Annotated in this window: 24 protein-coding genes, 1 tRNA gene and 1 pseudogene; 12 read left to right on the top strand and 14 right to left on the bottom strand. The window is 71.6% G+C overall.

The annotated features are described in order from the left end of the window. Positions 1 to 46 precede the first annotated feature (46 nt). A complete protein-coding gene (locus AB0912_RS28640; RefSeq protein ID WP_366704796.1) occupies positions 47 to 610 on the top strand; it encodes a BlaI/MecI/CopY family transcriptional regulator in 564 nt (187 codons plus the stop codon). Between the two features lie 119 nt (positions 611 to 729). Here AB0912_RS28640 and AB0912_RS28635 read toward each other — a convergent pair whose 3' ends face one another. Then, on the bottom strand, positions 730 to 1,002 hold the full coding sequence (locus AB0912_RS28635; RefSeq protein ID WP_366704794.1) for a hypothetical protein: 273 nt from the start codon (positions 1,000 to 1,002) through the stop codon (positions 730 to 732). A 333-nt stretch (positions 1,003 to 1,335) separates the two neighbouring features. Between AB0912_RS28635 and AB0912_RS28630 the strand changes: the two genes are divergently transcribed. Beyond that, positions 1,336 to 1,827, top strand: a complete 492-nt coding sequence (locus AB0912_RS28630) for a MarR family transcriptional regulator (RefSeq protein ID WP_366704792.1) — start codon at positions 1,336 to 1,338, stop codon at positions 1,825 to 1,827. A gap of 440 nt (positions 1,828 to 2,267) precedes the next feature. On the opposite strand, the gene AB0912_RS28625 is transcribed toward AB0912_RS28630, so the two are convergent. Continuing rightward, a complete protein-coding gene (locus AB0912_RS28625) occupies positions 2,268 to 4,601 on the bottom strand; it encodes a helix-turn-helix domain-containing protein (protein ID WP_366704790.1) in 2,334 nt (777 codons plus the stop codon). Positions 4,602 to 4,965: 364 nt separating this feature from the next. Between AB0912_RS28625 and AB0912_RS28620 the strand changes: the two genes are divergently transcribed. Further along, complete coding sequence (locus AB0912_RS28620) at positions 4,966 to 5,208, top strand: hypothetical protein (protein ID WP_366704788.1); 243 nt, start codon at positions 4,966 to 4,968, stop codon at positions 5,206 to 5,208. 564 nt (positions 5,209 to 5,772) lie between these two features. On the opposite strand, the gene AB0912_RS28615 is transcribed toward AB0912_RS28620, so the two are convergent. Beyond that, positions 5,773 to 5,845 (bottom strand) — tRNA-Arg (locus AB0912_RS28615). Between the two features lie 271 nt (positions 5,846 to 6,116). Here AB0912_RS28615 and AB0912_RS28610 point away from each other — a divergent pair. The 4 genes from AB0912_RS28610 (at position 6,117) to AB0912_RS28595 (ending at position 12,528) form a co-directional block, all read left to right on the top strand. Next, a complete protein-coding gene (locus AB0912_RS28610) occupies positions 6,117 to 7,763 on the top strand; it encodes a dynamin family protein (RefSeq protein ID WP_366704786.1) in 1,647 nt (548 codons plus the stop codon). Continuing rightward, on the top strand, positions 7,760 to 10,219 hold the full coding sequence (locus tag AB0912_RS28605) for a GTPase (protein ID WP_366704784.1): 2,460 nt from the start codon (positions 7,760 to 7,762) through the stop codon (positions 10,217 to 10,219). Before AB0912_RS28610 ends, AB0912_RS28605 begins: the two co-directional genes overlap by 4 nt. Positions 10,220 to 10,352: 133 nt before the next feature. After that, on the top strand, positions 10,353 to 10,847 hold the full coding sequence (locus AB0912_RS28600; RefSeq protein ID WP_366704782.1) for a single-stranded DNA-binding protein: 495 nt from the start codon (positions 10,353 to 10,355) through the stop codon (positions 10,845 to 10,847). 259 nt (positions 10,848 to 11,106) lie between these two features. Continuing rightward, a complete protein-coding gene (locus tag AB0912_RS28595; protein ID WP_366704780.1) occupies positions 11,107 to 12,528 on the top strand; it encodes a Cys-Gln thioester bond-forming surface protein in 1,422 nt (473 codons plus the stop codon). A 105-nt stretch (positions 12,529 to 12,633) separates the two neighbouring features. Here AB0912_RS28595 and AB0912_RS28590 read toward each other — a convergent pair whose 3' ends face one another. Next, a complete protein-coding gene (locus AB0912_RS28590; protein WP_366704778.1) occupies positions 12,634 to 13,380 on the bottom strand; it encodes a YcnI family protein in 747 nt (248 codons plus the stop codon). 31 nt (positions 13,381 to 13,411) lie between these two features. Continuing rightward, on the bottom strand, positions 13,412 to 13,993 hold the full coding sequence (locus AB0912_RS28585; protein WP_366704776.1) for a hypothetical protein: 582 nt from the start codon (positions 13,991 to 13,993) through the stop codon (positions 13,412 to 13,414). 128 nt (positions 13,994 to 14,121) lie between these two features. Between AB0912_RS28585 and AB0912_RS28580 the strand changes: the two genes are divergently transcribed. Beyond that, positions 14,122 to 15,081, top strand: coding sequence for a D-2-hydroxyacid dehydrogenase family protein (locus AB0912_RS28580; RefSeq protein ID WP_366704774.1), 960 nt, complete (start codon positions 14,122 to 14,124; stop codon positions 15,079 to 15,081). 170 nt (positions 15,082 to 15,251) lie between these two features. Here the strand turns inward: AB0912_RS28580 and AB0912_RS28575 are convergent, their stop codons facing one another. After that, complete coding sequence (locus tag AB0912_RS28575) at positions 15,252 to 16,007, bottom strand: DUF2087 domain-containing protein (protein WP_366704772.1); 756 nt, start codon at positions 16,005 to 16,007, stop codon at positions 15,252 to 15,254. A 176-nt stretch (positions 16,008 to 16,183) separates the two neighbouring features. On the opposite strand from AB0912_RS28575, the gene AB0912_RS28570 reads away from it, so the two are divergent. After that, complete coding sequence (locus AB0912_RS28570; RefSeq protein WP_366704770.1) at positions 16,184 to 16,465, top strand: chaplin; 282 nt, start codon at positions 16,184 to 16,186, stop codon at positions 16,463 to 16,465. A gap of 81 nt (positions 16,466 to 16,546) precedes the next feature. On the opposite strand, the gene AB0912_RS28565 is transcribed toward AB0912_RS28570, so the two are convergent. The 8 genes and pseudogenes from AB0912_RS28565 to AB0912_RS28530 form a co-directional block, all read right to left on the bottom strand. Continuing rightward, positions 16,547 to 17,413 carry a tyrosinase family protein gene (locus AB0912_RS28565; RefSeq protein WP_366704768.1) on the bottom strand — a complete coding sequence of 289 codons (867 nt, stop codon included), beginning with the start codon at positions 17,411 to 17,413 and terminating at the stop codon, positions 16,547 to 16,549. A 199-nt stretch (positions 17,414 to 17,612) separates the two neighbouring features. Further along, positions 17,613 to 17,918 (bottom strand): annotated as a pseudogene (locus AB0912_RS28560) (tyrosinase family oxidase copper chaperone); the annotation flags it as partial. A 260-nt stretch (positions 17,919 to 18,178) separates the two neighbouring features. Then, entirely contained in the window at positions 18,179 to 18,697 is a 519-nt protein-coding gene (locus tag AB0912_RS28555; RefSeq protein WP_366704766.1) for a hypothetical protein, read from the bottom strand. 271 nt (positions 18,698 to 18,968) lie between these two features. Then, on the bottom strand, positions 18,969 to 19,655 hold the full coding sequence (locus tag AB0912_RS28550) for a vitamin K epoxide reductase family protein (protein ID WP_366704764.1): 687 nt from the start codon (positions 19,653 to 19,655) through the stop codon (positions 18,969 to 18,971). After that, a complete protein-coding gene (locus tag AB0912_RS28545; protein ID WP_366704762.1) occupies positions 19,655 to 20,152 on the bottom strand; it encodes a DUF5949 family protein in 498 nt (165 codons plus the stop codon). The genes AB0912_RS28550 and AB0912_RS28545 overlap by 1 nt, the downstream gene beginning before the upstream one ends. A 164-nt stretch (positions 20,153 to 20,316) precedes the next feature. Beyond that, on the bottom strand, positions 20,317 to 20,511 hold the full coding sequence (locus tag AB0912_RS28540) for a chaplin (RefSeq protein ID WP_366704836.1): 195 nt from the start codon (positions 20,509 to 20,511) through the stop codon (positions 20,317 to 20,319). A gap of 131 nt (positions 20,512 to 20,642) precedes the next feature. After that, on the bottom strand, positions 20,643 to 20,945 hold the full coding sequence (locus AB0912_RS28535; protein ID WP_366704760.1) for a hypothetical protein: 303 nt from the start codon (positions 20,943 to 20,945) through the stop codon (positions 20,643 to 20,645). A gap of 251 nt (positions 20,946 to 21,196) precedes the next feature. Then, positions 21,197 to 21,436, bottom strand: a complete 240-nt coding sequence (locus tag AB0912_RS28530; protein WP_366704758.1) for a chaplin — start codon at positions 21,434 to 21,436, stop codon at positions 21,197 to 21,199. A 319-nt stretch (positions 21,437 to 21,755) separates the two neighbouring features. On the opposite strand from AB0912_RS28530, the gene AB0912_RS28525 reads away from it, so the two are divergent. From AB0912_RS28525 to AB0912_RS28515, 3 genes are read left to right on the top strand one after another with little or no spacing between them, the layout of a single operon-like run. Continuing rightward, on the top strand, positions 21,756 to 22,865 hold the full coding sequence (locus tag AB0912_RS28525) for a DUF3344 domain-containing protein (protein WP_366704756.1): 1,110 nt from the start codon (positions 21,756 to 21,758) through the stop codon (positions 22,863 to 22,865). A gap of 40 nt (positions 22,866 to 22,905) precedes the next feature. Further along, complete coding sequence (locus AB0912_RS28520; protein WP_366704754.1) at positions 22,906 to 24,105, top strand: glycosyltransferase; 1,200 nt, start codon at positions 22,906 to 22,908, stop codon at positions 24,103 to 24,105. Continuing rightward, positions 24,102 to 24,542: a hypothetical protein gene (locus AB0912_RS28515; protein WP_366704752.1), complete on the top strand. Its 441-nt coding sequence runs from the start codon at positions 24,102 to 24,104 to the stop codon at positions 24,540 to 24,542. Before AB0912_RS28520 ends, AB0912_RS28515 begins: the two co-directional genes overlap by 4 nt. The last annotated feature ends 74 nt before the right edge of the window (positions 24,543 to 24,616 follow it).

Raw genomic sequence — 24,616 nt, 5'->3', positions numbered from 1 at the left:
GTGGGTAGCATTCAACCCAACAGTGTTGGTCTGGAAGGTGAGAACCGTGCCCGATACCCCTCACGTACTCCATGAGTACGCCGAAAGACTCCGCGCGGACCTGAAGGTCAACGAGCAGGAGCGGGAGCGCCTGCGGGGCGTGCTGCACCAGTTGGAGCAGGAGTACGAAATCCTGCTGAAGATGCAGGTCACCCTGGACGCGGAAGCCGCGGCCGTGGCCGATCTCCTCCAGAACGATCAGGCCGCGGCACGTGCGCTGGCGCGTACGCCCGGGCCCGCTGTCAAGACCGAACCAGCGCCGACGGCGGACGAGTCGTACCTGTTGAACGACCAGCGACGCGGACGCCGGCCCGGAGAGCGCCCGTTGATCGACGTCGTCAGCAGCTGCCTGCGCGAACAGGGCGAGCCCCGCTCGGTGTCGGAGATCCGCAAGGCCGTCATGAACACCCGGCCCGCCAGCGAGCAGACCGTACGCAACACACTCGACCGCTTGGTGGCCACCAGCAAGGCCGAGCGCACCAAGCAGGGCCGGTCCGTCTTCTACAGTGCTACGGCGAAGCTGCTGGACTCCTCGTTCAGCCCCACTCGCGCGAAGGCCGCCGCCGAATGACCGCGGTCCGCCGTCTAGTGCTCGTGAGGGGCCCCGACAGCGGGCCGTAAGGCACTCAGTGGTCCGGGCACGACAGCCGGTGAAAGCGTCGCGGCGCGATCACCGGCACGCACCATGCGTCACCCGGCCGACGCCACTATCGACGGCCGAGCGAAGGATCCCGTCGGGTGGTACTCGTCCAGTACCTGCCGAAGGGTGATCAGGGCGTCCCGTATATGGCGCCTGACGGCGTCATCCCGCTCCCGGTAAACGGGCATCCCATAAGGGGCGGTTGCCTGACACTGTTCGAGGCGCCGCAGGTCACTCTCGATCAGGCGCCGGTACTCGTCCAGAACTCCGCTCCCCTGCTTACCTGTCCGGAACTCGGTGCTGTCGTACTCATTGATGTTCATACGGGTCTTCCCGTCAGATCGTGACATGGCTGCCGGAATCGCCTCGCTTCTCTCGACGAGCCCCTCCGGCACGCCCCGAACTCACCGCGCCTCAGGTGCGTCACCACCGCGCCGACCGCCACCAGAACCGCCCGGTAGCGGGGAGCAGGGATGTCCTACTCGTGCGCCAAGGTCGGCTTGAACACGCCGGAGAACAGGGAAGCGGCGGCTAATGGTTCGACGAAGACCCACAGGGCGATGTCCATGATTCCCAATCAGCCGCGATGACTTAAACAGTGAAGTCGAAGGTAGCTGTGAGAGGTTAAGCGTGCAAGTCATTGCTACGCTTTCGACGTGACAGACGACACCCGCTGGCTGAATCAGGACGAGCTGAAGACCTGGCTGACCCTGTTCTCCGTGCTGCTGAGACTGCCCACCGCCCTGGACGCCCAGTTGCAGCGCGACGCCGGGATCAACCAGTTCGAGTACATGGTCATCGCCGGGCTCTCCGAACAGCCGGAACGCCGGATGCGGATGAGCCTGTTGGCCGCCTTCTCCGAGGGCTCCCTCCCCCGGCTCTCGCAGGCCATCGGCCGCTTGGAGAAGCGTGGCTGGGTGCGCCGCTGCCCCGACCCGGACGACGGTCGCTACACACTCGCCCTGCTCACGGACGAAGGCCTGGAGAAAGTCACCGCCACCGCGCCCGGCCACGTCGCCGAGGTCCGCCGCCTGGTCTTCGACCCGCTGACCAACGCGCAACCCGGGCAGCTCCACGACATCTGCGACCGCATCATGCGCGCCATCGAGGCGGACAGCCCAAACCCCGCGCCCCGTCCCTACGGGTGACCGGGTGCGGCGCGGCCGTTGCCGCGATCGCACCGGTGCCGGCAGGCAACCGCTGCCCGGCACCCATCCGGTTGGCCGAAAAAAAGTGCCGTGGCCCAGACGGGAGATCCGGGCCACGGCGTGCTCCCTGGGTCTGGCCGTGGCCACCAGAGAAGCGGGACGTCGTGCACGGTTGCGCAGGGCGGGGGGGTTGCCTTGTACAAGTGCACTTCGGATGGCCTCGTTGGCTGAAACCACTCGGCGTCCGCTCTCATATTCGAGGAATCGGCACTCGCATGGCAATCCCGGATCGGCGGGATTCCCCGAGAATTTCGTGTTTTCGCAGGACAGACGTGGTGCGCGAGCCGATCGGTGTCACTTCTTGTAAGCAGACAGATAGCACGAAGGTTTCCGGGCCAATCTCACCTCGTCCCTTTTACCGCCCGACGCCAAAGAACCTGTCAGCCGGGTGGCGGCTGATCCTTTGTTTCGTCCGCCAGGGCGGCCATACCGGCACGGGCCTCCTCCCGGAGAAACTCAGGTACGTCGCCCTCCAAGGCGCATACGCTGCGGTACTCATCCACGGCGGCGGCGTGTTCGCCGAGTCGAGCGTGCGCCTGAGCCAGGTTGAGGCGGACCCGAGCCTCCTGCCGGCCCATCCCGCGGGCCAGGAAATCACCGCGGAAGGGACGAAGGGTATCCACAACCTGCCGCCAGCGCCTCTCTTCAATGAGGGCCAATGACACGTGCAGAGCGCTGCCCAGAGTGGTGGACTCCCGGATATTCGGCGGAACCCGGTCGGCGTTCCGCGGATCATCGAGAAGGCTCTTGACGTCCTCGTAGATCTCAATGGCCTGCTCTGGGCGACCCGCCGCAGACGCGCTCCGGATGGCTACCGTGCACCCTTGGAGATATCCGTTGATGTCGTCAACCCGTTTGAACAGTTCCATGCTCTGGTGGCCGCTGTCCGCGGCACCGGAGAGATCATTGGCGTCCGCGAGCAGCCAGCAGAGGTACATGTGAGCCCACGCCTCCTGGACGACGCTCCCACCGACCTGGGCAGCGGTGAGGGCACGCCGGGCAGACGCGATCGCGTCGTCTTGACGGTGCTCACAGGCCCAGTAGGCCCAGGCGAGGTAATTGCGGTGGGTGGCTTCCAGTGTGGCGTCCCCGAGAGCGGCAGCGGCTTCGGAGGCCCGCTCGTACACCTCCACCCAGAGCCCCGAGAACACCCAGGTGTCGGAGAACCAGTGCATGGCCTCCGCGACCTCGATCACGGTGCTGTGCTCACCCCGCTCCACGGCCGCGCGAAAGGCCGCCGCCCAGTTGTCGCTCTCCGCCCTGAGCCACCGCGTCGCCTGTTCCGCGCTGTCGAGGGGGACCAGGCGCGTGGGATCCGGGGGCGGGACGCCGTAGTCCGGCTCGTACCAGCGGCCGGCGATCACGGCCGTTTCGAGCAGCCAGGTCCGCAGCCGGGTAGAGCGGGCGGCGGACTCTTCCCCGCCGTCCTCCGTCTGGTGGCGATTTCGCGCGTAGAGGCGCAGCAGATCGTGGAAGCGGTAGCGATCGTCGTGGTACGTACCGAGAAGCCCCGCTTCCAGGAGCTCCTCCAGGACGTCCTCTGTCTCGTCAAGCGGCAAGCCGGCGAGCACAGCGGCCATGGGCAGACTGAAGTCTCCTCCCGGAACCAAGGAGAGCAGCCGGAAGATTCTTGCCGCGCGGGGAGCCAGGCGCGAGTAGGAGAGGGAGAAGGCCGAGTTCACCCGTAGGTCGCCCGCGCTGAGCAGGTCCAGTCTGCGGTCCTCGTCCTGGAGCCGGCTGGCGAGGCGCCGCAGATTCCAACTCGTGCGCGTGGCAGCCCAGTTCGCCGCCAGGCGCAGCGCCAGGGGAAGGTGGCTGCACAGTTCGCTCACCGACTGTGTGGCTTCCGGTTCCGCGTCCACTCGCTCTTCGCCGATGACCGCGCGCAGCAGCGTGGCGGACTCGGACTGACTCAGCGCGCCCAATTCCACGCGCTGTACGCCCTCAAGTCCGGCCAGGGTGTGCCGACTGGTCACGACAGTCAGTATCTGACCCGATCGCGGCAGCAGTGGCCTCACCTGGGCCTCACTGGAGGCATTGTCCAGAATCAGCAAGGCCCGGAGTTCGGCCGCGAGGGAGTGGTAGCGGTCGAGTCGGCCCTCCCGGTTCAAGCCCGCGATGTCGACTTCACCAAGGCCCCAGGCGCCCAGCAGGCGCGTCACCGCCTCGTCCACCGAGAGGGGCTGCGCATCCAGGCCCCGCATGTCCAGGAGAAACGCACCGTGCGTGAAGGTCTCCCGGCACTCCTCGGCCAGCCGCATCGCCAGAGTCGTTTTGCCGCTCCCTGGCATGCCGAACACGACGGAAACCGGGGGTGCTACCGCGTCGCCCGTGTAGCCCGGGGTCATGGAAGCGTTGCGGGTCCGCCGCGCGAGGGAACACAGCGTGTTCAGTTCGGCGCGTCTGCCCACGAAGTCGGGGATGCCCCTCGGGACGGTGTAGGGCGGGGCGGGCGAGGCCGCCGATTGCCCGGGCAGGCGGCCCGCGCGGGCGGCCGACACAAGGGTCGCATGCCACGACTCATCCAGTTCGAGGCCCTGCGAGAGCGCGGCGATCGTCCCTCGTCTCGGACGCAGGCTTCGCCCTCGCTCCATATCGCCGATCGCGCGCGCTGACACACCCGACGCCTCGGCCAAGTCCTCAAGCGTCAGCCCCCGGCTCTGCCGCAACTCCCGCAGCAGATGGCCGAAGCGCATGTCACTGCTGCTCTCCACCGCACCTCACAGCGATTCCGCCCATCACCGTCGGGCCGCTGCACAATACTATGATCGCCGAACGGGTTTGCGACCCTCGCCCGGTACCAGTAAGTCGATCTGTTACCCGGCCGGCTGGGCCCACCGCCGGGGAGGTCGCGGGCACGGCATCCGATGTCCGAATCAGTGGACATTGCCCGCGTATGAAGCACGGGGCGAGCGTGAAACTTCCTCCCGCTCTTCCTGGTCCACTCGGGTGCGGACGCGGTCTCATGGGGTTTGCCCATCACGCCGATCACGACGCTGGCCACCGAGGGCCTCGGTACGAGACAGCCCGCCGAGACTCCGTCACCTACTCCCTGGATCGATACTCGAAAGGGTTCCCATGGATGCCACCACGGAATATCGCCGGCACATACTCGAGGAGTACCGCCTTCGGATCGAGGGCGATCTCAAACTGCTCGAAAACGAAAAGACCGAGATAGAGAACTCAGAGCTGGACAAGTCGGAGATCGCCTCACGGGTGGCCGCGATACACCATGTGTGCAAGGTCCTGACCGACATACGGAGGCACCTGGAAGACGCGCGGCGGGCCAGGCACTCGTGGAACGCCGCCTTGGTTTCTTGATGCATGGACCCGCGGGGCCGACTGGGCCAGGGGGCGGTGTCGATCCGTATACGGAACCGAACCACGCGGTGCGCCCGCGGGGAGCCACCGACACTGCGGTTCCCTGGTGCGCGCCGAGCGTGGCCGCCTCGCACGCCGGGGCACGCATGAGCCTGGTTGCGTCGTAGCCACCGCCTCTCGCTTCCTGCATAGTGGCGAGTGAGCGGTGAGTGACTCCCCGAGTGGCCCGAGATCACGAGGCGGAAGTGGGGAAGATCACACTGTTCGGGCCCCTGGCGACCAGGACGGGCCCATCCGCAGTACGGCAAGGACGATAGATTGCCGACCATCCACGCACCTGGCCGTCGACCATCCGGATGACTATCACAAACGGATCAAAGCCGCTCCGTCTGCCCAAGAGAGGGCGGACCCGGGGGGGCTGCACCGACACGAAGGCTCCAGCGCGTCCCGGCATGGGCACAAGGCGATCCGCAAGGCGTCTGGCCTATCCGAGTCCGGCGGGCGCGCCGCGCCGCCCCGCCGATACCCCTTCAGCCCTGTAATCCCAGGCGAGAAGGGTTGCGGCGCCCCCGGCAGGACTCGAACCTGCGGCCAAGCGCTTAGAAGGCGCCTGCTCTATCCACTGAGCTACGGGGGCCGGTTATGTCGGCCGGTGTCCTGGTGCCCGGGTGCGGGCTGATCCCTGACCTTGCCGGGGACAAGAATAGGGCTCCCGCATCCCTGTCCCTCATGCTTCACCTCCGTGGCTCAATGTGGAGGTTCAGTGAAGCGGTCCTGATAATCGCAGGCAGGTACGAATCGTGCACCGCTTTTGACGCCTCACGCACCGGGTGTTGTGCACTCGTTATGCCTGCGCCCCAGTCATCCCTTCCGCCCCCTGTGTCCGGTCGGCGCGCAGACATACCCATATGCTTCAGAAAGCCTCCAAAATTGGGCATTCTTCGCATGTGGTGACCTTGGACGTACGGCCTCAGCTGCTCGACGCACTTTCCGCCCTGCGCGACCGTGTCGCCGCCGCACGCTTCCCGCTGCCCCTGGCGGGGGCTCCACGCGCGCGTGCCAACCGCGACGAACTGCTCGCACAACTCGACGACTATCTGGTGCCCCGGTTGAGAGAACCCGAAGCGCCGCTTCTCGCCGTCATCGGGGGGTCCACCGGCGCCGGAAAGTCGACACTGGTCAACTCCCTTGTGGGGCGCCGGGTCAGCGAGGCGGGCGTGCTGCGCCCGACGACCCGTACGCCGGTGCTGGTGTGCCATCCCGAGGACCACCACTGGTTCAGCGGGATGCGCGTGCTGCCCCAGCTCACCCGCGTGTGGGTGCCCCATCAGGAGCCGGGCGACGAACTCCCCGCCCTCGGCGACCGCGGCGAACGGATCCTGCGCATCGAGACCGCCGACACCCTCCCCCGCGGCCTCGCCCTCCTGGACGCGCCCGACGTCGACTCCCTGCTCGCCGACAACCGGGTGCTGGCCGCCGAACTCATCTGCGCGGCCGACATCTGGGTGATGGTCACCACGGCCGCCCGTTACGCCGACGCCGTCCCCTGGCACCTGCTGCGCGCCGCCAAGGAACACGACGCGACCCTGGTGACCGTCCTCGACCGGGTGCCGCACCAGGTGGTCTCCGAGGTCTCCCGGCAGTACGGCGCCCTGCTCACCAAGGCAGGACTCGGCGACGTACCGCGCTTCACGGTGCCCGAACTCCCCGAGTCCGCCTGGGGCGGCGGCCTGCTGCCCGCGACGGCCGTGGCGCCGCTGCGCACCTGGCTCACGCACCACGCGCAGGACCCGGGCGCCCGGCAGGGGGTGATGGCCCGCACCGCGTACGGCGTGCTCGACTCCATGAAGTCGCGGATGCCGGAACTGGCGAGCGCCACCGCCGCCCAGTACGCCGCCGCGACCCGGCTCACCGCGGCGGTCGACGGGGCCTACGACAGTGAGCACACGCGCGTGAAGGGCCGTCTGCAGGCCGGAGCGGTGCTCTCCGGGGACGCGCTCAAGCGCTGGCGCGCCTACCCCCTCGACTGCACCGCCGACGAACTGCTCGACGCGCTCGTGGAGAGCCTGTCCGCCCTCCTGCTGTGCTCGGTGACGGCCGCCGACGAACGGGTGGACGACGCCTGGCGCCGCGAACCGGCCTCGGGCGCACCGGGACTGACGGACCGTGACCCCACCCTGGAGAGCGCCGAACACCGGATCGGCATGGCCGTACGGCGCTGGCGGCGCGTCCTGGAGGAGTACGCCGAGGACGAGGTCCGCGACCTCGAGAAGAGCGTCGCGCCGGACCCCTCGGTGGTGGCCGCGCTCGTCGCCACCGCGCTGCTGGGCGGCCGCCGGGCACGCAACGCCGGTGAGGGGCTCGCCGAGCGCATCGGGGCGCACGGCGCGCTGCGGCTGCGCGACAAGGGCGGCCGGCTGCTCACGGAACTCATCGACAAGGCCCTGCACACCGAGCGGGAGCGCCGGCTCTCGCCCCTCGACGCGCTCGACGTCCATCCGGAACCCCAGGCCGAACTCATCGCCGCGCTGTCCGTACTGCAGAAGGAGAGGTGACCGCTGTGACTGCCGTCACTGACCACACGGATCACGCAGACCGCCCCGGAGACGAGCCCTCCGAGGACATCCGCCCCGGGGAGGGCCGCTCGGGCGGCGACCGTCCCGAAGGGGATCGTTCGGGCGGTGACCGTCCCGAAGAGGGCCATTTCGGCGAGGGCCGTCCTCAGGAGAACCGCGCGGCGGTGGGCGCCCCCGGGGACGTCTCCGCCGGGAACGTCTCCGCCGGGGACGCGGGCACCGGACCGGAGGGCCCCGAGGGCACCGGCCGCACCGGCGACCCCGTCGAGGACGACCGCACCGCGTCTTCTTCGGAGTCTCCTTCCGTCAACGGCTCGGCAAGGGAAACGAGTTCTCGAACCGAGACCGGGGCTGACAGGAGCGGCGAGGAAACGCGGGCGGTCCGCGAGCCCGGCTCGGACTCCTCGAAGAGCGCCCCGCCGGTACAGCCACGCGCGCGTGGCCAGGTCGACGTCTCCCCGGCCCCCGTGAACGGGACCCCCCTGGCGAACGGGACCCCCCGGACGAACGGCACGCCCCGGGAAACCGGCGTCTCCAAGGACACCGGCGTCTCCAGGGACAACGGCACCCCCAAGGACAGCGGCGCCGCCAAGGAGTCCGGCGCCACCCGGACGGACGGCCCGGCCCGGACAGGCACTCCCCGTGCGGGCGAACCCTCCACCCCCGCCTCCCCCGCGGCCTCGTCCCCCGCATCCCCGTCCTCCACGCGCGCGGAGGACGGCCCCGTCTGGGACGACGGACTCATCGCGCGGCGCGTGAACGAGTCGGCCCCCGTCCGCTACCAGACCCCGGCGGTGGAGACCCGCCCCGCCGCTCCGGCCGCGCCCGCGCCCCTCGCGTACGACGGCCCGCTGCGCTCACGCCTGGACGCGCTCCGGGAGCTGGTGGGCCTCTCGCGCGCCCGGCTGGACAGCAGGACCCTCGCCGAGGCGGGCCGCGTCCTGGACGAGGCGGCGGCGCGCCGCAAGCTGTCCGGGGAACACACCGTGGTCGCCATCGCCGGCGCCACCGGCAGCGGCAAGTCGCAGCTCTTCAACGCCCTCGCCGGGGTGGCCATCTCGGAGACCGGGGTGCGCAGGCCGACCACCTCGGCGCCGATCGCGTGCAGTTGGAGCGACGGCGCGGCCACCCTCATCGACCGGCTCGGCATCCCCGGCCGGCTGCGCAGGCGCCCGTTGCAGAGCGCGGAGGCGGAGGCCCAGCTCCGCGGCCTGGTCCTGGTCGACCTGCCGGACCACGACTCCGCGGCGGTCCAGCACCGCGAGCAGGTGGACCGCGTCCTCGCCCTGGTCGACGCGGTGATCTGGGTGGTGGACCCGGAGAAGTACGCGGACGCGATCCTGCACGAGCGCTATCTGCGGCCGCTGGCCGGGCACGCCGAGGTCACGTTCGTCGTCCTCAACCAGGTGGACCGCCTCCCCGGAGAGGCCGCCGACCAGGTCCTCGACGATCTGCGGCGGCTGCTCGACGAGGACGGCATCGCGCTCGGCGAGTACGGCGAACCGGGCGCGACGGTCCTCGCCCTGTCGGCGCTCACCGGCGAGGGGATCGCCGAACTGCGCGAGTGCCTCGGCCAGTTCGTCGGGGAACGCGGGGCGGCGGCCCGGCGGATCTCGGCCGATCTCGACGCGGCGGCGGCCCGGCTGCGGCCGGTCTACGCGACCGGGCGGCGGGTCGGGCTCAGCGAGGAGGCGCGCGACGAGTTCGCGGACCGGCTCGCGGACGCGGTGGGCGCCGTCGCGGCCGGCGAGGCCGCCGAACGGGCCTGGCGCCGCAACGCCAACCGCGCCTGCGGAACGCCCTGGCTGCGGCTGTGGCGCTGGTACCAGGACCGGCGCGAACCCCCGACCGGCCGGCTGCCGGTGCGCGCCCCCGCCGACGAGGAGGCCACCGCCCGCCAGCGGGTGGAGCAGGCGGTACGGACGGTCGCGGACCGGGCGGCGTACGGGCTGCCGGCCCCCTGGGCGCAGGCGGTGCGCGAGGCGGCCGTACGGGGCGCGCAGGGGCTCTCGGAGGCGCTGGACGACATGGGGGCGCGCGCGGCCACTCCGGTGGGGCGTCCGCCGCGGCCCGGCTGGTGGCCGGTGGCGGTGCTCGCGCAGGCCGCGATGACGATCGTCCAGGTCGTCGGCGGACTGTGGCTGGCGGCGCAGATCGCCGGGATCGCCTCGCCGAACCTCGGGGTTCCGGTGCTGCTGATGGTGTGCGGGATCGTCGGCGGCCCGGCCGTCGAGTGGAGCAGCAGAATGGCGGCCCGCGGGCCGGCCCGGCGATACGGCCTCGAAGCGGAGCGCCGGTTGCGCGAGGCCGCGGCGGGCTGCGGCAGGGCCAGGGTGCTCGACCCTGTGGCGGCGGAGCTGCTGCGCTATCGCGAGGTGCGCGAGCAGTACGGGCGGGTCATGGGCGCGGCGACGGCGGGTACGCCGGTCGGGTGAGGCGGTTTTCCACAATCGGCCGGCGGCGCACAGGGCTCGGCGGGCCCGGCCCGGCGAAGGCAGTCTGATCTCGCGGCGACCGCAGCGCATGCGGTCGCCGCGACGGACACATTCGCACGGGAGGGAAAGCTCGATGAACGAGACGATGGTGTGCGCGGTGGGCAACGTGGCGACCCGGCCGGTCTACCGGGAGCTGGCGAACGGGGCGTCGGCCCGGTTCCGGCTGGCGGTGACCTCGCGGTACTGGGACCGCGAGAAGAGCGGGTGGACGGACGGGCACACCAACTTCTTCACGGTGTGGGCGAACCGGGCACTCGCGACGAACGTGGGGGCGTCGGTGTCGGTGGGCGACCCCGTCATCGTGCAGGGCAGGCTGAAGGTGCGCACCGAGACCCGGGACGGGCAGAGCTGGACGTCGGCGGACATCGACGCGGTGGCGATCGGCCACGACCTCTCGCGCGGCACGTCGGCGTTCCGGCGCCCGGCCAGGGAGGGCGAGCCGGCCGGGGGTGAAGTGGCCGGGGGCGAGCGGCCGGAGCCGACCTGGGAATCGGCGCCGGACACCCCACCGCGGGGCGTATCCGAGGAAGCCGCCCAACAGCCCACAGCGGCGGCCGGTGTGACGTGACGTCAGTGACCGTGACGCTCTGACCGGACTGCGGCTTATCGGCGAACGCGCTCCGAAACCAACCCCGTGGATTTGTCGATAAGCGCAGCTCACGGCCGTACCGGCATAACGATTCCGAGTCGGATCGGTTATCGGATGACATGACCGGGGAGAGCGTTACGCCGCTTCCTTAGGATGCCGAACACAGCTCTCGGGGCTTCTGATTCTGCTGGCGGGACCGTCCCCCCATGTCAACGGGTCCTGCGCGAAGGGGAATTCTGTGCTTTCTGCGTTTTCTGCGTTGTCCGCGTGCAGGCGGGGGGCAGCCCGTCTCGCCGCCGCGGCACTGGTGTCGGGGCTCGTCGCCGCGGGGACCCTCGCCACCGCCGGGCCGGCCGCCGCCGACGACACCCCGCAGAGCCCCGGCGGCGCGACCGCCACCCTCGGCGGCCTGAAGACCTACGGGTCCGCGGTCATCCACGACCACGGAGAGGACTCCTGGGTCTCCGCCGGCCTGTTCGAGATGTCGGTCGACGACGGCGGCACGCTTCAGACGTACTGCGTCGACCTGCACAACCCGACGCAGCAGGACGCCCGGTACCAGGAGACATCCTGGAGCGGCACCTCGCTGAGCGGCAACAAGGACGCGGGCAAGATCCGCTGGATCCTGCGGAACTCCTATCCGCAGGTGAACGACCTGGCGGAGCTGGCCGGGAAGGCCGGCGTGAGCGGCCTCACCGAGCAGGACGCGGCGGCCGGCACCCAGGTGGCCATCTGGCGGTTCTCGGACGGCGCCGACGTGGACGCGGCGGACCCGAGGGCGGAGAAGCTCGCGGACTACCTCCAGAAGAACGCGCGGGACCTGCCGGAGCCCGAGGCCTCGCTGACCCTGACCCCGGCCGCGGTGTCCGGGCACGCGGGCGAGCGGCTCGGCCCGGTGACGGTCCACACGAACGCGGACGGGGTGACGGTGGCACCGCCCGCGGACACGGCGGTCAGCGGGGTCAAGGTCGTCGACAAGAACGGCAGGCCGGTCACCTCGGCGGCCGACGGCAGCCGGCTCTTCTTCGACATACCGAAGGACAACACGGACGGGTCGGCGACGCTGACCGTGCGGGCCTCCACGAATGTGCCGGTCGGCCGTGCCTTCGCCTCCGACTCCCGCAGCCAGACGCAGATCCTGGCGGGCTCCAGCGAGTCCACCGTCTCCGCCACGGCGACCGCCGACTGGGCGGCGAAGGGCGCGATACCCGCGCTGACCGCCGAGAAGAACTGCGCCGACGGCGGAGTGGACATCACGGCGGTCAACAAGGGCGACGAGGCGTTCACGTTCGAGCTGATGGGCATCGAGCACACCATCGCGGCCGGCGCCGCCCAGACGATGACGGTCCCGCTCCAGGAGGACCAGGCCTACGACTTCACGATCAGCGGTCCGAACGGCTTCGCGAAGCGGTTCAAGGGCGTGCTGGACTGCGTGACCCAGGGCGCCTCGGACGGCATCACCACCCAGACGGTCAGCGAACCGAGCCCCGCCTCGGTGGGCGGCACCAGCACCGGGGGCACCGACCTCGCGGCGACCGGCGGTTCCGGTGCGACACCGCTCATCGCGGGGGTCGCCATCGCCCTGGTGGTCGTCGGCGGGGCGGCGCTCCTCGTGGTCCGCAAGAGGCAGACACCGGAGCAGGGACCGGCGCAGGACTGACCCGAAGGGATCTGCGCGGCTTCTGGACGCTGGTCGCCCTGCCGACGGGAGGTCCCGTCGGAGGTCCCGTCCGAGGTCCCGTCGGCAGGGCGGGGCGCCGCGTGGCTAGGAGCTGAAGCTCCGGCCACGGGCGATGGCGAACCCGGCGGCGAGCAGGCCGAGGACGCCGACGACCAGACCGGCGATCCCGAGCGAGCGGGCGGTGGAGTCACTGGCCTTGTCGCTCGCGGTGGACTCCTTGGCGTCCTCGGAAGACGAGGACGTGGAGGTGTTCGCCGAGCCGGCGTCGGAACCGGCGGCTCCCGCGCCCTTGGCGGTGAGCGTCAGTACGGGGGCCGGGTTCTCCGGCTCGTCGGCGCCGTCCTTCGCCTCCTCGATCCAGCGCACGACGTTGCCGTCCGAGTAGGTCTGAAGGGTCTTGAAGGTCAGCCGGCCGGTGTCGTCGGGCAGTTGGCCGAAGGCGACGTCGAAGTCCTGGAACTCGCCGTGCCGGATCCTGCCGCCGGTCCAGGTGATCTCGGAGACGGCGTCGGTGATCGTGCCGTCGTCCGTCTTGACCGGCGTCTTCAGCTTGGTGGTGGTCACCTTCGCGGTCCAGCCCGCCTGCGGGGTGACGAGGACTCCCAGGACGGGGTGGTCGGTGGGCAGGAACACCTGCACCTTGGTGGTGCTGGCGGTGTCCTCCTCGTTGGGGACGCGGAAGCTCAGGACGCCGTCGGTGGCGCCCTTGGCGTAGCTCTCGGGGTGGACCGTCACATGCGCGAAGGCGGCGCCGGCCGCGGCCAGCACACCGGCCATGGTGAGGGCGGCGACGGTGCCGGTGCGGCGCAGGGTGGTGCTCGTCGGGGACATCTCGGGGAACTCCGTACGGGAGGGGACGTGGTCAGGGCGTGGGGACGAGCCCTGCCGGCGGTCCCCGGCGGGAGACGGCGTGCCGGAGCAGCGCCTGACGGAGCGGTCGCGGACCGGCCGGGCGGCCCCGAACCCCGGGCGGTCGTACGGGAGCCGGTCGCCCGCCGCCCTTCCACCAGGCGGCGAGCCCGGGCACGAAGGAGACGGCGCGGCGCAGCAGTGACCACAGGGCGGCCTCGCCGCGCCGCAGCCACCAGGTAGCGAGGAGGGCGGCGGTGATGTGGGCGGCCGTGGCGTGGGGTGTGAGGGCGTGTGCCTGGGTGTGGGTCATGTGCGCGCCGTGCATGGTCATCGCCATCCGGGGGTGGCCGGCCCCGAACCCGAGGTGGAGCCCGGTCTGCGCGGCGAGCATGGCGCCGCCTATCCCCGGCAGGGACCGCTCACGGCCGCCCAGCAGGCAGCCGGCGGCGAAGACGACGAGCAGGCCCGCTCCGACGGCACCGGGCGAGGGTGCCTGTCCGGTGGCGAGCAGGTGTCCGCCGGCCGCCAGCAGCACGCAGAACACGGCGAACACCGCCGCGCGCAGGCTCCGTACCGCCGGGGACGCACTCATGAAGCCCAGATACTGCCACGGGGAGGGAGTGACGGGAGGGGCTTCGGGATGAGCCGTGCGTCACGGGCCGCCGGACTCGACCCGCGGCGGCTCGGGTAGGGTCCGGCTGAGCCTGGGAGGGGACCGACGTGCGACTTCGCTGTGCCGTGCTGGACGACTATCAGAGGGTGGCCACCGAGATCGCCGACTGGTCACCGGTGGCGGACCGCGTGGACGTCATCTCCTTCGACCGGCACTTCGCCGACGAGGACGAACTGGCGACCGTGCTGGCCGGGTTCGAGATCGTCGTCACGTTGCGCGAGCGGGTGCCCTTCCCCGCCTCGCTGCTGGCCCGGCTGCCCAGACTGAAGCTGCTGATCGCGTCCGGGATGCGCAACAGCGTGATCGACTACGCGGCGGCCGAGGCGCGCGGGGTGACCGTGTGCGGGACGCCGAGTGCCTCGACGCCTCCGGTCGAACTGACCTGGGCGCTGCTGCTCGGTCTCGCGCGGGGCATCGTCACGGAGCACGAGGCGTTGCGCTCGGGCGGCCCCTGGCAGAGCACCGTCGGCGCGGATCTGCACGGCCGCCGGCTCGGTCTGCTGGGGCTCGGCAAGATCGGCGCCCGGGTGGCCCAGGTGGGTCTGGCGTTCGGTATGCGGGTCGGCGCGTGGAGCCAGAACCTCACCGAGGAACGCGCCGAGGAGGTGGGGGTGGAGCTGGCGCCCTCGAAGGAGGACCTGCTGGCGGGCAGCGACTTCGTCTCCGTCCACCTCGCGCTCGGCGACCGTACGCGAGGGCTCGTGGGCGAGGCCGAGCTGGCGCTGCTCAAGCCGACGGCCTTCCTCGTCAACACCTCGCGCTCGGCGATCGTCGACCAGGACGCCCTGCTGGCCGCCCTGCGCGCCGGGCGGATCGCCGGGGCGGGCGTCGACGTGTTCGACGTCGAGCCGCTGCCCGCCAACCACCCGATGCGCTCGGCCCCCCGCCTGCTCGCCACCCCGCACCTCGGCTACGTGTCCCGGTCCAACTACGCGACGTACTACGGCGCCGCGGTCGAGAACATCCAGGCGTACCTGGCGGGCAGCCCGGTACGCCTGCTCGGCTGACAGGCCGGGACCAGGAAACGCCGGGGCCCCGACCCGAGAAGACGGGCCCGACAAGACGGGACCCGGCACGACTGGACCGACGCGACGGAAGCCGACAGGGCAGGCGGGACCGCCTCAGCCCCTCTGCCGGACCGCGCCCGCCCCCGTCAGCGCGGTCCCCGTCCGTCGGTTCAGGCAGCGGCCGTGGCCGCCGGGCGCCAGTAGACGCCGGAGCTGCGGTGCAGATGACGCAGGTCCACGAGGTACCGCCGGAGCGTCACATGGTCGACGGGGGCGTCCTCGCACCAGGCGCGCAGCTTCTCGTTGACCGTCCGCTCCGGATACTCGACGCCCGGCTCGAAGGTCCGCTCGGCGATGTACCGCAGGACGACCAGCTTGCGCTCCCACCGCGCGGGCAGCCGTACGAGCCGGCGGTCGCGCACGAAGGTCCGCAGCACCGCCTCGGACCGCTCGTCGCCCGCGCCGTGGCTCCGGGCGGACGGTTCGGACGGATCGGACGCCCGTGCGGAGCGGGCGAGTTCGCGGAAGCGGTCGTAGGCGACGGCGAGTCCGGCGCCGCCGTCCGCGATCACGCCCTGGTCCCACAGCCGCCGCAGCGCGGTGTTCGCGTCCCTCGGGGACAGCCCCGAACGCTCGGTCACCTGTGCCGGGGTGGCCGCGCCGAGGACGACGGCGGCGAAGGCCCGGGCGCGGGACTCCTCCGCGAAGAGGCCGACCGCGCCCGCGAGATCGGCCGCGCCGGCGAGACCGGCGGTGGTTACGGGGCCGGCGGTGGTTGCGGGGCCGGCGGTGGTTGCGGGGCCGGCGGTGGTTGCGGGGCCGGCGGTGGTTGCGGGGCCGGCGGTCCCGGCCGGTCGGGCCGTCCTGTCGCTGGGCCGTTCGGCGGGCCGGTCGATGGTCTGGTCGGTGGATCGGTCGGTCGGCATGCCCGGAGGCTAATGGAGCGGGTGGGCGCGGCCGAAGCGGTTTTTCGGGCGCCGCCCCGTTCCGGACGACGGGTGATACGCCGGTGAACGCCCGTGACCAGGGGTGCGCGGGCGCGTTGAAGGGGGAGTGCGGTCGCGTCCGTGTCACCGCGCTCATCGAACCAAAGGAGAACGTGATGTCTCGCATCGCGAAGGTCGCCGCAGTCGCCCTCGGCACGGGTGCCGTCGTCATCAGCGGGGCCGGTCTGGCCATGGCTGACGCCGGCGCCCAGGGCCAGGCCGTCGGCTCGCCCGGTGTCCTCTCGGGCAACCTGATCCAGGTCCCGGTCAACATCCCGGTCAACGTCTGCGGCAACACCGTCAGCGTCATCGGCCTGCTGAACCCGGCCTTCGGCAACCACTGCGTGAACGACGGTGGCCACACCAAGGACCACGGCGGCTACGGCTACGGCAACTGACCCACGCCACGCGAAAGGCCCCCGGCAGGAAGTCACTGCCGGGGGCCTCGTCATACCGCCGCCACGCCTGTCGGCGAGCGGTTACGCGTACCGGTAGATGGCGCTGTGGTCCTCCATCGACGCGGGTGTCACGCCCCACGGGGGCATCTCCTCGGCGCGGGCGATGACCCGGCCGCGCTGGGGGTCGCCGAGCCCCGGCGGGCGCTCGGGCAGATAGCGCGCGCCCCGGTGCCGCTGCTGCCAGCGCGACCACTGGAGGTCGACGAAGGCGTGGTGCAGCCAGAAGACGGGGTCGTTGACGGAGCCGCCGCCCAGCATGTGGCCGCCGACCCAGCGGTGCACGCGGTTGTGGTTGGCCCAGGCGTCGTTGCCGGGCCCGCGCCCCCAGCCCTCCAGCTTGTTGCGGAAGCCGCGCCGGGAGGTGGAGTTCCATGGCGAGGTGTCGTAGACCGGATCGTCCAGGGCGGCGTTCAGGTCGCTCGCCGTGGGCAGTTGGAGGGGCTGGCGCGGCCGGCCGAACTCCCGGGTGAGGAACTCCCCGTCCGTGACGCCTTCCTTGATGGTCCACTTGCCCTGGGCGTAGGCGAACGGGCCGGTCGTCACCTGGCGGTCCGGGCGCCGCCCGTCCCCGCCGAGCAGGTCCTTCGTCCACGGCGCCGAGGTCGGCGTACGGTCCCGGGTCCAGTCCCAGTAGGGCACGCTCACCGAGGAGTCCACCCGGCGCAGCGCCTTCTCCAGCTCCAGCAGGAACCGCCGGTGCCAGGGCAGGAAGGAGGGCGTCATATGGGCCGCGCGCAGCCCGTTGTCGCCGTCCGAGGTGTAGTAGTCGATATGCATGCGGACGAACTCGTCGTACTCGCCGCGGCGTTTGACCTCCAGCATCGCCGAGACGAAGCGGCGCCGCTCCGTGCTGGTCAGCGTGCTGACGTCCTTACGCGTGTACACCATGGTGGTGGCCGCCCCCCTCCGTACCGCTGCCGCGCCCCGCACGTCCGCCCGCGCCACTCCCGTCGGCACCCATCCCGTCCATCCCGTCCATCCCGCTCATTCCGCTGGTCCCGCTCGTCCCGTCGGTCCCCTCCGTACCGTCGGCGCCGTCCGGGCCCGTCGTGCCGTCCATCCCGGTCATGGACCGCAGATGTTCGGCGGGGTCCAGTTCGTCGACGGCCGCCCGCGCGGCCTCCAGGGCCGTCGGGTACGAGGCGTAGTGGTCCACCATGCTCAGATAGCCGCCGTCCGCGCGGCGCATCAGATGCAGGGGCCGGCCGTCGACGGTGACCAGCCACTCGCCGCCGCTGAACGCCACTCGCCCGTCCGCGCCGGTCTTCCTGCCGAGGAGGTGCCGCCCGCGGTAGACCTCGTCGAAGGAGAGGTCCTCGGAGCGGGCCGGGCGCGAGGACCGGGAGGCGGCGACGACCGGGGCCAGCGCCACGGCGACGGCCGACGCGATCAGTCCCCGCGTCACCCCGCGCCGGGTCACCGCCGTCGTGCCCGCCACGCGTTCCGCGCCCCGTCCCGGCACCCGTTCGGCCGGCGCGCGGTTTGGCCCGCGTCCTCGTCGTCTCGCCGACACCCAACTGACGAACATGCTTGTCTCCTCGACGATTGAGGTGGATGCATCGTCTTCAGCAAGGTCAACGACGGCGGCCCCCGATGGTTCGGGCGTCGGGCGGCGGACCCGGGCCGGACCCCCGGGGCCGCTGCCACGGCGGGTCAGGCCCCGGAACCCGTCTCCACGTTCGCCCCCGGGACGGTCTGAAGCAGCGGCGTGAGCACGGCGGCCTGCGGCAGCCTCACGTCGGGGAGGCCGAAGTTGCGGGCGTTCGGCGCACTGAGCGGGGTGTCCAGGGACAGCCCGGGGGTCAGCGTCCGCAGGTCGGCGGCGGGCGCCGAGACCCCGAGGTGGTCGACGCCCTCGCCGAGCAGGTGCGGAAGGGGCGTGCGCAGGTCCGCGCCGGGCAGCCCGCCGGCGAGCGGGAGTTGGGGCAGGGCGTGGTCGGGCAGCAGCCGGCCCTCGACGTACCGGGGTCCCTCGGGCGCGCCGGGCACGGGCACCGGCAGCTCCCCCGCGATGTGCGGCGCCCGCAGGTTGAGGGCCTGCTCGACACCGTTCAGCGGTACGGGGACGGGGACCGAGTCGGCCGCCAGGGCGGGGGTCGCGGCGGCGGCGCCCACCACCGCCGCCACCCCGGTCATGACGGCGGCGAGAGTTCCTCGTGTGGTCGGCTTCATCTCAGGTACGGCACCTTTCGGGATTCGGTGGCTCTGCGTCCGTACCGCGTAACGATGCCGGGAACGTCATCAGCGAAAGATTCCCCCGACGGACGCAATAGTCGTCCGATAGGGAAACCCGGAGAATCGGAAAACCGGAGGATCGAAGGATTGCAGCAGCCGGAAATCCGCGAAGCCGAGAAACCGGGAAGCCCGGGAAGCCGCAAGGCCGGAAGCCCGGGAAGCCGGGAGGCCGGAAGGCCGGACGGCCGGAAGCTGCGAAACCGCGTAATCAGCTCGTCCAGAAATCCCACCATCGGGTCAGGATCAGCATGCCGATGACGCCGATGTGCAGCACCGGAAGAACCCAGGTGAATTCCGCGAGGAATCCCTTCAGCCATTCCGGAGCGGGCAGAAAATCATGTCGTACGTTGAACGAGGTGACGTACCAGAACATGATGATCGTGGCGACCCAGGCCAGACAGCACCACAGGCACAGCGAGTTGATCCGGTAGAACGACTGGAACTGGAGCCAGGTGCAGAATCCGACCCCGAAGAGCGTTCCGGCGTTGAGGATCAGCCAGTACCAGCGCGGGAAGGCGGCCCCGGCGAACAGGCTCACGCCGACGCAGACCACCACGGCGTATGTCACCAGGCCCAGCATCGGGTTGGGGAAGCCGAAGGCGGAGGCCTGCTCGCTCTTCATGATGTTGCCGCAGGAGACGACCGGGTTCAGGCTGCACCCGGGGACGAAGTTCGGGTTCTCCAGCAGCTTGAACTTGTCGATCGTGATGACCCAGGCGGCGAGCAGACCGGCCGCGCCGGTGATCACCAGCAGCAGGGCCAGGCCCCGCCCGCTGCCCACGGCCCGCCCGTGCCGCCCTCCGCCGCCCACGGCCCGGCCGCGCCCTCCGCCGCCCGGGACCCGCCCGCCCGGACCGCTGCCGACGTCCTCCCCGGCCCCCGCGGCGCCGCTCATCAGCCGCGCAGACTGCGCGCCGGCAGCAGCACGTGCGCGGCGCTGAGCAGGGTGCCCTCGTCGCCCGCGAAGGCCGTCAGGTCCTCCGGTGCGACGGGCTTGCCGGGCTCGGCGACGGGCCAGGCGCGGGTGGCGAACAGGAAGTAGGCGTAGCCCCGTTCGCCGACCGCGGCGAGCCACTCCGGGGGCGCGAGGCACTGCGCGTTGAGGTGGGGCATCCGGACGACGGCCTGGCCGCCCTCGACGAGCAGGGTGAGCGGCAGGCTCGGGTGCTGGGAGCCGTCGATGAGGGTCTCGCCGACGGGCATCCCGTTGTCGGTCAGGAGCTGCCGGATGGCGGCGGCGGACCCTTCCGGGCCGCCCTGGCCGTCGCCCAGGGAGTAGGCGAGAAGGTAGGGCATGTCGCCGTCGGGGGCTTCGCCGCTGAACGCCATGACGGCGAGCGTGCCGAGGTCGGCGACCCGAAGGGGGCTCGTCTGGCTTGAGGTTGAGGTCACCGCGGAACCCTATCGACGGGTCCGTTCGGCCCCTTCCCGATCTCACCCGCCCGGGCGATGACCGGTGGCGTGACCACCCGAACGAGGGACAGGGCTCGAACAGCGCGAAGGGCCGATTCCACGGCTGCGGAATCGGCCCTTTCGGCGGGGGCGGCCGTACGGTGTCAGCCGTTGACGCAGGTGTTGCCGAACGCCGGGTTCAGCACGCCGATGACGTCGACCGTGTTGCCGCAGACGTTGACCGGGACGTGCACGGGGACCTGAATGATGTTGCCGGACAGGACGCCCGGCGACTTGACCGCCGCGGCCTCGGCACCGGAGTCGGCGGCGGCGCTGCCCGCGGCGGCACCCGCGGCCATTCCGGCGGTGGCGATAATCAGCGCGGCCTTCTTGGCAGAGTTCATCGTCAGCCCTTTCCTCGGAAGATTTGGCACGAGCCTAGGGAAATGCCCGCGAGTGCCGCGGAAAGACACGCGACGAAATACTTCGACTAGCCCTGAAGGGGAAGTCCGCCGAGCAGCTTCGCGGGGCCGCCGGTGGTGTTGAGCGCCTTCGTCGCGCCGCTCACGGTGTTGAGCAGGGAGTTCTTGTTCTCGGTGTCGAGCGCGTTCGACTGGTGCTGGAGGGGCATGACGTCCTGCGCGCTGAGCGACCGCTGGCTGGTGATGGTCTCCAGGGCGCCGTTGAGGCTGGAGGGCGTGAGGTCGGAGGCTCCGGCGGCGAACGCGGGTGCTGCGGCACCGGCGACGACGAGGGACCCGGCGACTACAGCGGCGGCCTTGAGGGACTTCATCGTGTTCCTTTCTTCGGCGACTCGTGTCACCAGAGGGAATTCCTCTTCGGCATGGCTAACGAGCCCCGGACGCGACGGAAACCCCGCGTGCAGAAAATTCCTGCACCCCACCCGAATGACCGGCGTGTCGCATTCTCATATAAGAGAGGCGGACGCCCTCCACGTACAGGGGGCCGCCCCCCTCTTCCGGCGCAACGCGAACCGGCCGCCCTCTCGCTGGGGAGGACGGCCGGCACGGGTCCGCGTGAACGTCAGCCGTTGACGCAGGTGTTGCCGAACGCGGGGTTCAGCAGACCGATGACGTTCACGGTGTTGCCGCAGATGTTGACCGGAACGTGGACGGGAACCTGGAGGACGTTGCCCGACAGGACGCCCGGGGAGTGGACGGCCGCGCCGTGCGCGTCGCTGTCGGCGGCGGCGATGCCGGCGGTGCCGGCCACGGCGGCGGCGGCAACGGAGGTCAGGGCCAGGCCCTTAGCGATACGCGACATGGAGAAATGCTCCTTGGGAGTCGACACAACATCCGGGCGGGTTGCCCGGCTCTGCGTTCAACGCGCGGCGCTCACGGGGGTTGTGCCTCCAAAAGGGTGATCTCGTCAACGGGCCGAGTACGTGAATCCGACACACATCCAAGGTTTCCCGCATAAATACGGACAGCGGCTAGAGTCGGCCACCTCCCGAGGGCGCCTGTGCTCGGGCGCCGGCAGGCGCCGGACAACAGGCGGGGAGCCGGAGCGCACCGATCCGATCCGCAGACGTCCGTCCCTCCGCTGGTCCAGAACCTTTTCCGCCGAAAGGGCATCGCCGGTCATGCGTATTTCCCCGGGTCCGCTGCTGCGCCGTGCGGTGGTGGGCTGCTCGGCCCTCGCCGCCCTGTCCGCCCCGGCCCTCGCCGCCGTTTCGGCACCGGCCGTCGCCGCGACCACCGCCGGACCCGCCGCGGAGGCGGAGGGCCTGGCCTTCACCCAGCGGTACCACGCGCTCCAGCACGGCGGGATCGTGCGGGCCGCGAACTCCTCGATCAGCTGCGGGGACGCCACCAAGGCGGCGTGCTCGGCCGCCCGCAGGGGCGGCCGGGGAGCCAACGGCGACTTCGACATGCGCTACATCGACGTCGACGACGACCCCAACACCTACAACTCCAGCCGCGCGGAGGTCCGGCTGCCGCAGGGCGCGCGGGTCTCCTACGCCCGCCTGTACTGGGGCGGCAACCTGCGCGTCGGCGAGCAGAAGCCGCCGAAGGACAACGGCCGGGTGCTGATCTCCGAGCCCGGCGGACGGTACAAGGAACTGCTCGCGGACCGCGTGATCGGGCACCGGGTGGCGCACGGGGCCGAGGCGTTCCAGGCCTCGGCGGACGTCACCCCGCTGGTGCGGTCGGGCGGGGCGGGGCTGTGGACCGTGGCCCAGATCAACGTCGCCAAGGGCCGGACGGCCGCGGGCGCGTGGGGCGGCTGGACGCTGGTGGTGGCGTACGAGAAGAAGTCGGAGCCGCTCAGACACCTGTCCGTGTGGGACGGGTTCGGGCCGCTCGGCCCTGGCGCGGAGCGGACCGTGACGCTGGGCCGGATGTCACTCCCGGCGACCGTGAAGGGCCGGGTGGGCCTGGTCGCGTACGACGGCGACCGCGGCCGTACGGGTGACTCGCTGGCCCTGCGGACGGGGTCCGGCAGGTGGACCGTGCTGGGCGATGCCGCCAACCCCCGTGACGACGCGCTGAATTCGACCATCAGCGAGCCGGGGCGCGGTGCGGCGAAGCGGGTTCCCGCCTACTCGAACACGCTCGGTTACGACTCGGATGTTCTCGAACTTGGCAAGGGGATCCGTTCCGGGGGTGACCAGTTGGCCTTCCGGATCGTTTCGCACCGGGACGCGGCCTGGGTCGGGGCACTGTTCGCCGCCGTCGACGCGAAGCAGTGACGCGCGCCCCGGCGCGCCGCCCGTGAGCAAGGAACCGCGCATGTATCTGTCCACCGACCCTCCGCCGCGTGTCCTTCATGTCACGCAGCCGGTCGACGGCGGCGTCGCCCGGGTGGTCGCCGACCTCGTCCGGGCCCAACTGGCCGCCGGAACCGGGGTGACCGTCGCCTGTCCGGACGGCAACGCCTTCGCCCGGGAGGTGCGGCGGCTCGGTGCCGACGTACGGCCCTGGCAGGCGACGCGCGCGCCGGGGCGGCTGCTGCCGCAGGAGGTGCGCCGGCTCGGCCGGGTGCTGGCGCGGGTGCGGCCCGACGTGGTGCACGCGCACAGCGCGAAGGCGGGTCTCGCGGCCCGGCTCGCGCTGCGCGGGCGGGTGCCGACGGTGTTCCAGCCGCACGCCTGGTCGTTCGAGGCGGTCGAGGGCACCGCGGCGGCGCTGGCGCTGCGCTGGGAGCGGTGGGGGGCGCGTTGGGCCTCCCGGGTGGTGTGCGTCAGTGACGCGGAGCGCACGACCGGCGTGCGCGCCGGAGTGCGCGCCCAGTGGCGGGTGGTCCCGAACGGGGTCGACCCGGACCGTTTCCGCCCCGCCGACGCCCGCGCCGTACGCGCCGGGCTGCCGGGGCTCGCCGGGGTCGATCCGGCGGCTCCGCTGGTGGTGTGCGTGGGGCGGCTGTGCCGGCAGAAGGGGCAGGACGTCCTGCTGCGGGCCTGGGAGACGGTGCGCCGGCGGGTTCCGGGGGCCCGGCTGGTGCTGGTCGGGGACGGACCGGACGCCGCCCGGCTGCGTGCCGAGGCCCCGCGTGACGTGCTGTTCGCCGGGGCCGCCGCCGATGCCGTGCCCTGGTACCAGGCCGCCGATCTGGTGGTGCTGCCGTCCCGTTGGGAGGGCATGGCGCTGGCTCCGCTGGAGGCCATGGCCTGCGGCCGGCCGGTGGTGATGACGGACGTGGACGGCGCGCGCGAGAGCCTGCCGGCCGGCCACGACCCGCGCTGTCTGGTCCCCGCCCGGGAGCCGGAACCGCTCGCGGAGTCGATCGGCGCACTGCTGTGCGAACCGGGGCTGCTCGACGCGCTCGGCCGCCAGGGTCGCCGCCATGTACTGACCACGCACGACGTGCGCCTCACGGCCGACGCGGTCGCGGGGGTCTACCGCGAACTGCTGGCCGGCGTACCGGCGCGGCACGCCGGGAGCGCCATGTGCGGGGACCACACCGAGTGCAGGGAGCCCATCCACTCGTGACTGCGGAAAGCACCGTTCCCTCCCCGGGCGGACAGCCCCGGGAGTACGGATTCTCGCCCGTCTCGGTCATTCCTCCCCGCGGGGCCGACGGCGGTTTCAGATTTCCGGCCGGGCAGCGGACCACCGTCCGGCGCGCCGCCTGGCTGCCGCTGGTCGCGGTGGACGCGGTCGCGGCGCTGGCGACGGGGCAGGCGCTCATGGAGAGCCGGCACCCGCTGTTCGTCGTCTGCCTGCTGTTCGGGGTGGTCGTGCTGAACGCGCGGGCCGCGCTGTACCGTCCGGCTCCCGTACCGGCGCTGCTCGACGAACTGCCCGCGCTGTGCGCGCGGATCGCGGTCACCTGGTGCACGCTCGCCGCGCTGGTCGCCGCGTTCGCGCCGGACGCGGCGCTGTCGGCGCGGACCCTCGCGCTCGGCTGGGACCGTAGCCGCCGCTGACGCTCGGCGCCCCGGCGTGTGCGTCCCAGCGGGACTGCAGATAGGACACGGCGAGCAGCACGCTCTGCGGTACG

Origin of the sequence: Streptomyces sp. NPDC007084 (assembly GCF_040703595.1) — a bacterium.
Lineage (GTDB): Bacteria > Actinomycetota > Actinomycetes > Streptomycetales > Streptomycetaceae > Streptomyces.
This window is presented reverse-complemented; position numbering and strand designations above follow the sequence as displayed.

Excerpts from the sequence above, each read along its gene's own strand:
- AB0912_RS28585 (WP_366704776.1), bottom strand. The coding sequence starts at position 13,993 with ATGAGTGCGTCCCCGGCGGTACGGAGCCTGCGCGCGGCGGTGTTCGCC.
- AB0912_RS28555 (WP_366704766.1), bottom strand. The coding sequence starts at position 18,697 with ATGAAGCCGACCACACGAGGAACTCTCGCCGCCGTCATGACCGGGGTG.
- AB0912_RS28550 (WP_366704764.1), bottom strand. The coding sequence starts at position 19,655 with ATGAGCGGCGCCGCGGGGGCCGGGGAGGACGTCGGCAGCGGTCCGGGC.
- AB0912_RS28565 (WP_366704768.1), bottom strand. The coding sequence starts at position 17,413 with ATGGTGTACACGCGTAAGGACGTCAGCACGCTGACCAGCACGGAGCGG.
- AB0912_RS28610 (WP_366704786.1), top strand. The coding sequence starts at position 6,117 with ATGCTTCAGAAAGCCTCCAAAATTGGGCATTCTTCGCATGTGGTGACC.
- AB0912_RS28600 (WP_366704782.1), top strand. The coding sequence starts at position 10,353 with ATGAACGAGACGATGGTGTGCGCGGTGGGCAACGTGGCGACCCGGCCG.
- AB0912_RS28535 (WP_366704760.1), bottom strand. The coding sequence starts at position 20,945 with ATGAAGTCCCTCAAGGCCGCCGCTGTAGTCGCCGGGTCCCTCGTCGTC.
- AB0912_RS28635 (WP_366704794.1), bottom strand. The coding sequence starts at position 1,002 with ATGAACATCAATGAGTACGACAGCACCGAGTTCCGGACAGGTAAGCAG.
- AB0912_RS28590 (WP_366704778.1), bottom strand. The coding sequence starts at position 13,380 with ATGTCCCCGACGAGCACCACCCTGCGCCGCACCGGCACCGTCGCCGCC.
- AB0912_RS28570 (WP_366704770.1), top strand. The coding sequence starts at position 16,184 with ATGTCTCGCATCGCGAAGGTCGCCGCAGTCGCCCTCGGCACGGGTGCC.
- AB0912_RS28525 (WP_366704756.1), top strand. The coding sequence starts at position 21,756 with ATGCGTATTTCCCCGGGTCCGCTGCTGCGCCGTGCGGTGGTGGGCTGC.
- AB0912_RS28520 (WP_366704754.1), top strand. The coding sequence starts at position 22,906 with ATGTATCTGTCCACCGACCCTCCGCCGCGTGTCCTTCATGTCACGCAG.
- AB0912_RS28575 (WP_366704772.1), bottom strand. The coding sequence starts at position 16,007 with ATGCCGACCGACCGATCCACCGACCAGACCATCGACCGGCCCGCCGAA.
- AB0912_RS28530 (WP_366704758.1), bottom strand. The coding sequence starts at position 21,436 with ATGTCGCGTATCGCTAAGGGCCTGGCCCTGACCTCCGTTGCCGCCGCC.
- AB0912_RS28540 (WP_366704836.1), bottom strand. The coding sequence starts at position 20,511 with ATGGCCGCGGGTGCCGCCGCGGGCAGCGCCGCCGCCGACTCCGGTGCC.
- AB0912_RS28620 (WP_366704788.1), top strand. The coding sequence starts at position 4,966 with ATGGATGCCACCACGGAATATCGCCGGCACATACTCGAGGAGTACCGC.